The sequence below is a fragment of the Roseivivax isoporae LMG 25204 genome (assembly GCF_000521865.1).
In the GTDB taxonomy this organism is placed as follows: domain Bacteria; phylum Pseudomonadota; class Alphaproteobacteria; order Rhodobacterales; family Rhodobacteraceae; genus Roseivivax; species Roseivivax isoporae.
In genome coordinates this window covers 1-10,095 of record NZ_JAME01000063.1, presented here as the reverse complement: position 1 = coordinate 10,095, position 10,095 = coordinate 1, and the positions used below count along the sequence as shown (strand labels likewise).

The 10,095-nt window shown below is 50.7% G+C and carries 6 protein-coding genes and 1 pseudogene; all 7 read right to left on the bottom strand.

The genetic code is table 11. From position 1 onward, the window contains the following. Positions 1-111: 111 nt before the first annotated feature. Entirely contained in the window at positions 112-1,116 is a 1,005-nt protein-coding gene (locus RISW2_RS24805) for a sulfotransferase (protein WP_156943948.1), read from the bottom strand. Positions 1,117-1,119: 3 nt separating this feature from the next. Beyond that, complete coding sequence (locus RISW2_RS24800) at positions 1,120-2,340, bottom strand: FkbM family methyltransferase (protein WP_156943947.1); 1,221 nt, start codon at positions 2,338-2,340, stop codon at positions 1,120-1,122. Further along, positions 2,333-3,295, bottom strand: a complete 963-nt coding sequence (locus tag RISW2_RS24795; RefSeq protein WP_156943946.1) for a hypothetical protein — start codon at positions 3,293-3,295, stop codon at positions 2,333-2,335. Before RISW2_RS24795 ends, RISW2_RS24800 begins: the two co-directional genes overlap by 8 nt. Positions 3,296-3,567: 272 nt before the next feature. Next, on the bottom strand, positions 3,568-4,350 hold the full coding sequence (locus tag RISW2_RS24790) for a hypothetical protein (RefSeq protein ID WP_156943945.1): 783 nt from the start codon (positions 4,348-4,350) through the stop codon (positions 3,568-3,570). 299 nt (positions 4,351-4,649) lie between these two features. Further along, positions 4,650-5,657: an SGNH/GDSL hydrolase family protein gene (locus tag RISW2_RS24785; protein WP_156943944.1), complete on the bottom strand. Its 1,008-nt coding sequence runs from the start codon at positions 5,655-5,657 to the stop codon at positions 4,650-4,652. 49 nt (positions 5,658-5,706) lie between these two features. Further along, a complete protein-coding gene (locus RISW2_RS24780) occupies positions 5,707-9,522 on the bottom strand; it encodes a glycosyltransferase (protein ID WP_156943943.1) in 3,816 nt (1,271 codons plus the stop codon). A 173-nt stretch (positions 9,523-9,695) separates the two neighbouring features. After that, a pseudogene (locus RISW2_RS21670) lies at positions 9,696-10,095 on the bottom strand (IS3 family transposase); the annotation flags it as partial.

The window sequence follows — 10,095 nt, the reverse complement described above, 5'->3', positions numbered from 1 at the left end:
CGTTACCGAAGTCCTGAGCCTAAGACTGAAGCCGGACCACCCGATAGGGGCAGGTCAAGGTTGGGGAACAGTAAAATAGGCGGAAACTGCGGCTCAAAACTCTTGCGAAAATTATTGCCATCCCGCTTTGATCTTCGCGTCACGAGATGGCTTTGCAGTTGGATCAGGATCATAACCCAAACGAGCGCAGAGCGCATGATAATTTTCAGAGTGATTTGCGGAACTAACTAGCTCTTCGGATACCGGCCTCCGCGGCCGTTCTAAAATAACATCACCACGACGACCGCTGTCTCCCGAAAGCACAACTGCAGAAAAGTTTTTCAGCGCGTCGGGAGTAAACGGAAGCTGGAGGACAGAACACATTCTTTGAAGCTCGACTTCTGGATCCGCGACAAAATTTTCATATGAGATCCTTGGAACTCCGGAATGATCGTCGAGAAACTCCATGTAACGCAAAGAGTATTCTTGCAGTGTAAATGGGTCAAAGTGGCGCCAATCATTTACCTGTAATCCGATAAATGAATCAAGTGGATGACGGGTCGTGAGCAAGGAAATAACAGTACTTGCATCTTCCACAATTCTTAGTGTTGTACTGCGCGACGTAGCGTCTGATCGCGTACAATAATGTGAATGAGCGTGATCACGTAAAATCAAACGCCCACCTACCAAATTTACCTGCGAATGAATCTCTGTCAGCGCAGCTCGGAAGACTTCGGCTACGGCTTCATCGTCCAGTGGGTTCCTCCAATAACGTATGTCAGCGATGAGATCTGTAGGAAGAAAGGGCTTTCGTTCAGATTGAAGATGTAACTTGCTTAATGGATCAATTTCGTTCATAACTATGCAGTTTGGTAATGCGGCGAGACATCGCGCTATCAGCGTTCCACCCGTACAAGCAAAATGATGCAACATCCGTACTGGCTCGTCAGCGCGCGCTGCGGCCGAATCGCAGAGCGCTTCACAGCGTTCCAGGAGGTTCGGTAAGGGCTCAGCCGTTTCGTCCTGTGCAATCGGAAAGCGAGAAAATCTAGCTTCCGCCCGGTCGTCCAACAGAGCCAACGCGCTTTCGATGGCATCGAGCAGCAGGTCTTTTGGAGAATTCGAATCTTCTGACATCTACTAGAGCGGCCTCTTACGCCGTTTCCGGATTCGTCTGGACTTTCCGGTAGCTACAGAGTCTGGATCACCCGAATGCGTAACCTCAGGTTCTGGTGCTTCGCGGGATAGTCGTCGTTCATGCAGATAGCGTGCTGCCTCTTGAAGACGTGGGCGCAACTGGTGCAAGAGTTCTTCCTGCTGGTCGCGTTCGAGCTGCACCGCGCGATAACGTTCTTGAAGTTCCCTCAAGTCCGAATGCATGAGCGCCTGCGTTCTAAGCAAGACTGAAAGATCTTGTTCAAGCTTATGGATCTTTGCGCGCGCAGTATCATCCTTGTCCTTCTGCTGCGCCTTAGCGTCTTCGACTCTTTTTCGTTCAGCATCTCTCTCGGCAGTACGCTTATGTATCTCCTCGGTTAAACCTGTAATCCTAGCCGCATCGGCCTCGCATTTGGTCGTAGCAACCTCCAGCTCCTTTCTCAGATAATCCGCACGAGCTGTGGCTTCAGCCGCCACGTGACGGATCGAATGTACCTCATCCATCCATCGTTTGGCATCCACTTCCGCGCTCTGTCGCGCTTCCAAGAGCGCGGCCGCCTCTGCCCTGAGACGTTTTACTTCACACCAAAGCGGGTGACGTTCCAAGTAGGTCTCAGGAAATGCGGGATCCTCCACTTCCTGACTGAAAATCCGGTAACCCATGGCTTCGAGCAATACGATCAGTTCTTCATGACCAGCACCGCCTTCAAACAATGGCGCCTTCCCCGACCGCAACACCACCTGATTGAATCGATCGAGCGCACCACTCGTAGCCAGCCCGTCTATAAGAACACGTTCGACACCAGGCGCGTCAACAATAAGTAAATTTCCATGACTACGCATTTCTTGATGCGGAAGATGATCCAGAAGATCGACCGGTGAAAGCGTCGGTACAGAAATCCGTTCGACCACGCGCAACCCTGGAAACAGAGTCAAAAGACCAGTTGGCCTCTTGAGACTAGATTGCAGAGAATGGTTGAAGATTGAAAAGTCGAACTCCCCAGTCTCCTCCGCCACCGCTACGTTTAGTACACTGATCCGATCATCATCAATGGCCGCAAGACAAGCACTGAGCTTCGGTTGTGGCTCCACAAGAAGAATGCGTTGAACAGTCTGATCACAAAGTTTAGCGACGTCGCTACCATTGCCTGCACCGATGTACAATGCGAAGCAGGCACCAGATTCTTCGTGCGTTTCATCCATTGATCTTACGACGCCTCAACATCCATCCGCGCAATCTCCGAGCGGGCTCCATCACCCGATAAGATCGAGATGCTTTAATGCCTGCCAAATTGATATTTGCCACCCGTAGTTCGGCATCTGCGCGCTCGTAAGCTGCACGAGTTTGTGCCAATTGCGCTTCCAAACTGGCAACGTTCTGCACAAGCTCACTCATGCGGGCATTAAGTAGTTCTATTTCCCCTCCCTTTTCGGCTCGTGCATCCAGAATTTGTTTCGATAGATTACGCTCCCGATCATTCAGTACAGTAATCTGTTCGTCTTTGAGTTGGACTTCTGCTCGCACCGCATCGTATCCTCCACGAAGCTCGGAAATTTCCAAGTGCCGCAGCTCGAGATTTCGTTGCAGAGCGATCTCACGCCGTACAGCTTCACCCAGTTTGACCTCCATCCCCTCGTGCCACTCCAGAACGGAGGCAACAAGGTTATCCTCGGTTTGCGAAGGGATGACTGAACTAGCCTCAAGCTCCCCGGCAAGCGAACTGGCAAATGGCTCCCGCTGCAACACAAAATCGGCGACCAAGCGAAAAAGATCATTATTTGGGTTCAACCTAACCGCTTGAATTTTCTTCAGTTCTGGCAACCCAACGTAAGCAGCTAAACCATCTGGATCGTTGAGAGCAATGCCAGCCTCAACTACAAAAACCCGATCGCGGTGGCGCCGGATCAAGCTAACCACCGACGCCGCGTGTTCCAGCCACTTAGTAAGGGCTTCGATATGTGATCGCTTTTCAGTTAAGGCAGAACTGAGCACAGTCTCAAACGCCGAATACATTAAGAGAAGACGTGAATCCGACGTTTCCAATAAGGCTATTTCTGCTGCATCAAGTGAAGAAAAGCATATTATATCCTCTAATTCGACACTCAACATAGTTTTCTGATGATCGTCGACATATGGTATTGCAACAAGAAGCGTCATAACGCACGTACTCTCACGAACGGATGGAAGCGCGGCATGCGGGTTAATAATCCTTCATCAGCACTCAGTTAAGACCCGTAGTAACCGTCAACGAAAACTAAACCATAACGAACCAACTACGCCAACACGGACATGAACAAGATTAAAGAAACCGAACCTCTTAGACATATGCGCCCAAAGTATAAAGATATAGTCCTCAAAATAAAGAACAAGCTACACACATTCTTACGCGCAAACGTCGCCGACAGACCAGCTTCAAAACTCGACTGCAACTATTTCTCCGATCTTTGCCAAAGTGCTGTCACAAGTCGAACAATAGAATCGTAATCGGCACCCTCCAATCTTTCAAAACGCTCAACAGCGTGAAGCGAGTCTCCGAGAAACAGAGACGAACGTTCAGGAAAATAACGCAAGCGCACCAACTCGTTACTTTCCGCGTATGCACGATCTATCCTACACATCTCTTCCTCTGGTAGAATCATGCAACGCCCATGCATGTTTTTGGCTATTTCAGCAGTAAGACGGCGCCAAGAACTATTATTAATAGGACCCTTGTTTTGCGACTCCAGAAGAGCACGTACAGACAACATTAGATTGATGCCTAAGTTCGACAATGCGCTGGAATTTTTCACCTCAGCCGAATGATTGATGACCGGCAAGCCTGCAGCGTCAAAAAAATCATCCAGTATCCCGCGGCCCATCAGAGAGCTGCTCTCAAAGATTCGTGGTATAATCTGCGCACCGCGAAACACTTCCCCCCAGGTATCAATGAGACGAGAATAATCAAGCTGACGCGCCGTCGGCGTATTTAGGAGATCAGCAGCATTAGAAGCAAGCAGGCCTCGCCCTTCACGAACGCGTTGATGCTGAAAACTTTCAAACCAACTTGATTGCCTCCTCAAGTAAACCACTATGCGCGATACGCTAAGTCCAATTCTGAAGAACCGATCTTTTAACGCCAAAATTTCGTTACGACTTCCCAGACATGACCAAAAGTGTTCGGCTGATAGCAGACAAACTTGACAACTCGAAGCCGAAATCTGGTCTCTGTACAAGCTCTCAACCCTTCGGTCGAAAGAATCCCGATCCCGAGAAGACCGCACTCTATGCTGAGATAACACAAAATTTTCACGGCTTGGCTGCATGCAGGAAACTGCCAAGCATTTGTGGTTATCGCCACCAGATCCGCCATTGGGAAGCAGATCCTCGGGATACAAGATGCCAAGATCCTTTAGGAGCACCCGAGAATCTTTAAAAATTGCCTGGAGAGTCGACGATCCCGCCTTACCAATCCCAATATGTAATACACAGTCCATCAAGATAACGCTGCCTCCGCCGTTTGACCGCCGACCCATTAGCTCCAAATCGCACGAAACGAAACTCGTCGGTTCGAAACTACAAACATATCCCCACGAGGCTTCAAATGCCTTGGCGAAGTTCCCCCATCCTTCAAATCAAGTCTCTTCGCGAGCGGCGGCATCGAACTCGAACACGATAGAATAATCTTCCGTAAACCGTCCGCATGGTGCCATCCGGTAATCCTTTTTATGCACTGACGTTCACGATGACACCAAGGATCAAGAACCGAATAGGTTTCAAGCCTTTCAGGACTGACACCCATCCCCGAAACCATATTTACATCAAGAAGCGGCGAATACGGACCTACCCTCTGCTCCAGAACAACAAAAAATTCCAAAGGACCGTCTATGCCTTTGCATGGCACAATCGAAACATTTCGAGCGGCCGCCGGCGGCGACGAGTCTGAAGAAACACGATTAACGTATAATGGTGGTGGACGCTTTGGAACGTCAAAAAGCTCGAGATCTGTTTCAAGAAGAATGTCGAGAATAATTTCCGCATATACTCTCGCTCCAAAGCAGTTTGTATGAACCGTGTCCCTCAGGATCTTCTCCAGCGGCACCCCATCTAGTCGGTCGGCAATGTCATACAACGGTAACATCAGATCATTGAAGATACGGTGTATCTCACGCGCTATAGGAGTTTCTTTTTGGACACGGTCAGTTCTCGGGAAAAATACTGCGACCGGAAGAATATTATGCTCGAGAAGGCGATGGACGATTTGCTCAATAACCCGAGGATCGCATTTTATAGTAGCAGGCGTAACCCAGTCTAATACACAAACATCGGGCCTTAATTCAATTACCTTCTCTGTATATACAATACCACCGTCTGTTATATCACTTGAGCCCGCAGACACGCGACTTACAATAAATCCATTGGCCTCCGCAAAGTCCTCGGCGAACACGTTGACGAAGCCAGTACGCTCGTGGGTCCGGTGATGAACACTCTGTTCGGTAACAGAGGCACCAAAAAAGGTCACGTGTACGGGTTTTTTCTTCATTTTTCATATCTCCGGCGTCGTACTCCGTAGGTGGAGCGCGTAACAAACATCACCCTCTACAAGCTGCGGCTTTCTCTGCCGCGATGGATGCCAGTCCAAAACCTAGCTCTTCGATACAATCGAAAACTCTTAGAGGCGCGGAGGAAGATTTCCCACATGACGTAAGCGTCAATTCGCGAAAAAGCGCTTCATAACGATGCGCCTGAAGCTCAAAGGAAAGAACCTCTTCGGCCAGCTTTCGGCATGAAGAACTCAAATCAGGACCAGTTAGCACTTTTAGCAATCCTTCAGCTAAACCATCGACATCTCCCAATTCCACAGCGCATCCAGTCTCGCCACTTCGAACCAAATCAGGAATTGCACCAGTTTTAAATCCTACGACCGGAACTCCGCAGGATATTGCCTCTGCGGTAGTATTTGAAAATGTCTCTTCGAGAGACGGAACCACGACTACATCAGCTGCAGAATAAGCGCGGGCCAATGCATTATTATCAGACAAGTAACCAAGGCTCATTCGATCCAAACAAATCTCACGCGTTGCGGGTGTATCACCCCCAACCAGCATTACGAAAGGTTCGTCGCCAACGAAAGCGCCGCGGAGCTTCTGAAATGCCTTAGTGACTTCACGATATCCCTTCACTTCACTAGAATACGAAGGCACGTACCCAATGATCTTTCGATCCAATGGTAGGCCGAGCTCACGACGTACTATGGATTTGTCGTAAGGACGAAAGATATCTGTCTCGATAGAATTTGGAATCGTTTCTATTCTGCAACGATTAAAGTATGGAGCCCTTTTAACTATCTGACGCGTATGATCTGAAAGCGCAACAAGCGTAAGGTTTGAAAAGTTGTAATATTGCCGTTTTGCGCGCAAGACGGCAGCTGGGTAGTTCGTATATGCGCTAGGAATTTGTGGGCAGTTTGAACAGTCGTTCTGCCAGCGATTGCACCCATGAAAGAAATGACATCCTCCGGTAATGGGATTCATATCTCGGATGGTCATGACGACCGGTTTTCCGAGATTAGTTAAAGTGGCGATGTTCTCTACCGAAAGAAAGCGGGCATAGTAATGTAGATTTATGACATCGGCATCCTTCACCATTCGAAGAAGTTCGCGCGAACGCAATGACGTTTGATTAATCGTGAAGATTGTGTAACCAGGCCGTGCACGAAGCTGCAAATCGCGCCAGCGATTGCCGTCGCCTGAAGGATGAGCGACGAAACGAACGCCGGGTCTGTCTTGATGTGTCCTATTGGTAGTGTAGATCCGTGGCTTAACACACGCGGTTTCGGACAGCCCGCGATGTACTCGATAAGCGGCGTAGCCAGCGCCACCTATTGTCGCGGATGTGAGAAGTGCCGCGTTAATTCTTTTCCTTGTAAGGTTTCGGATTACTCGGTCGAGCACTTCAGTCTGTTCCGCAGGAGAAAACGCGGCTAGTCGCTCCTGAGCATAGGCGCGATTGTCTGAGAAGGCTACGCCGCTTTGCCAAGTATGAACAAGTGCATGAGCTAATGCAGCAGTATCACCATGCGGCACGATATGCGCGTGCGGACCGGTTGTCCCAATTACCTCTGGTAGACCACCCGCGTTACTGGAGATTACAGGAAGTCCTGCTGAGATTGCCTCCAGTACAGCGACGCCGAAGGTTTCTGACTTTCTACTTGCATCCTCAGTGTAAGTAGACGGATGGACGTACAGATCGAAACGCGCAAAGAAACCTGGATCACTCCTAAAGTCGACGAAACGCTCGAAATGTACATTATCCGTAAGCCCTAGGCGCGCAGTAAGTTCCGTAAGCGCAAGAAGCTCGTCATCTCCCCCGCCATAGACGATCGTTAGATCAAATTGATCTGTGCAACTTCGCCGAAAATGAACAAGTGCTTCGATTAGGTGGTGATGCCCTTTCCATTTTATGAGCCTGCCAATTGATAAAAGCTGTAGCCGGCGCGAACGATCGTAATAGTTTCCGTTTTTTCGATGACGGTAGAATATTTCGTTAACTACGTTGGGGACGATGGTCACCTTCTCGCGGGGCACACCTCCGGAAATCAGCTCGCCTCGCAAGTATTCAGATACAGATGTGAACGCAACATCTTCGCGATCACCTAGCTTATGCCTAACAAAATCGCGATAGGCTTTATCATTCTCGCGCAGTTTGAAAACGTCAATTCCATGCGTCATTACCAATATAGGCAAGTCATCGAGCAGCGAGCCTGCTCCAATTTGTGTTGCGCGGTCCTGTAACCGGTGTGCGTTGATTGCGAAGTGCGCGACTACAATATCGATTTCTCGATTTTCAATGATGTATCGAAGAATTTCACGAGAAACTTCTGGCCGAAAGTGAGGCCAGTCCAAGCCAAATTCCTTAGACCAAGGCCGCTCTTCACGCAGCTGTCCCTTCTGATAAAGGACGAAGTTGTCGTGCGGTGTACTTGCGTCGAGACGCTCGATCAAATCATATATGAATGTTTCAGAGGGAGCCGAGAACTCTGTTACGTAGTGCAGGATGCGTTTACTGCCCGCCTCCTTGGGTTTGGAAGGCGCGCAGGAAATAGTATGCAACAAGTCAGAGAAATCTCCTTTTTTCGTTTTAATGTGGATATGCTTGCGATCAATTTTTAGTTCGTCTGCAAGTGTGATGTAAATTCCGAATAATCCATCTGCCTCGGACTGAGGCAGCCGAAACGCAGCGCGATCTCGGAAGCAGTGCTCCAGATAGGCGCGAAAAGCTGCTCGGAATTGTACACGATTGCTGTGCCGACGATATATTTCAGCTGCTTCTTCGAGGCGTGATGGCCCAAAACGCAGCAGGTACAAAGTTTCCGCCTCCTGCTGATCCAGAAACGGAAAATCCCGACGGTAACATATTCCGTTCTCCGCAATGATGCGGGTGCGTCGCTCTGGGCTATTACCCGACGATGCCCCACCTTGGCTAAAATGAAAATGCGCTTCTGGAAGCAAGCTGAACCGTTTATCTGCGGTAAAGGCGCGCCGGATCCACTGCATATCGCTGACGATGCTGAGGGTCTCGTCATATCGCCCAATCTCGTCGTAGCAATTCCGAGTTACAAGAAAAGTGCAGTGGTTAACGTTGAGGTTACCTAGCATAATCCCCGGATTTAGCGGTTGGGCCGGCAGTCGCGTATCTCCGTCGAAGAAGTCAGAATAGACAATGTCTGGGGGAACGCTCTGTGCCAACGCATGCTCGACCGACCGTCGAACGAAATCGGGCGCCTGAGTATCGTCGGAGTTTAGCAGGCAGATATAGTCACCACGGGCTAGGGAAAGCCCCTTGTTCATTGCTGCGTAGATGCCGGAATCGGGTTCGGAAACGTAGTAATCGAGGGAGGCATCATGCGCCGCGAGGATGTCGAGTGTGGATTGCGGACTGCCGCCGTCAACCACGATATGTTCGACATTGCTGTAAGTCTGCGCTGCAACTGACGCGAGGCAACGCTCAAGGCTATCAGGATTGTCGTAGACGGCCGTGACAACGCTAACCAGCGGCACGCCGGGCCGACTGGACTTCAGTTCGCCTCTCAAACGGCGCCCGCCTTCAGCCTTGCGGTGTCCAGTGCTGCTGTCAGGTAGCCGATCGTGACAGCCGCACGTTCTGCTACGGTCAGTTAGCTTGGCCCTAATCCACTCTGCGCCGGGTTCTAACGATAGCGCCCGCAGGTAATTTGCGCGCGCCTCCCCTAGGCGGTCTTGCCGACGGAGCAGGTCGCCTTTCCGTTCATAGTACAGAAAGAAGTCATCGCACTGGGCCAGCGCACGATCGAGCAACATCTCGGCTTCTTCGAGCTGTCCGACATCGAGGCTTGCATCGATTGCAGCTAGGAAACCTGCATCAGGCATATCAGGTAAAACTTTCAGTAGAGGCGATCGGATAACCAGCGTGTAGAATTTTGCGCTGATGGTCGCAAGGAGATGCTACACAAGTGGCCTTGGGTCAGTACCCGTTGGCGATCTTGCCGGTGTCTCGCTTAGCCTGATCCGAGCGTCGGTGTGACGGGGCCAAGACCAGGGGGCATGATCTCCTTGTTCCAGCACGTGAACTCGAACCCGTCGGAGCACCATCTAAGGTTGAATCGTATCGCCACGACCTTTCCGTCGTGGACAAGCTCGGGCCGCTCGGCCTGTGCCCGGGCCAGCAAGAAGCCATGAGCCTGCATGATGCGATACACGCGCTTATGGTTCGCAGGCGCCGCGCCATCCGCCCGCAGCCGCCGGTTCAGAAGCGCAGCGATGCGTCGATAGCCATAGGTCGGCCGCGCCGCCACCAGCACCTCGATCAATGGCAGCAGCGCCGCGTCTTGTGCGTTGTGATAGCGCCGTCGCGGCTTTGCGCACCCGCTCAGCCGAGCATGCAGGTTCGAGCGGGACACACCCGAGGTCTCGGCCACGGCCTTCACCGGGAACCGCCCTTCG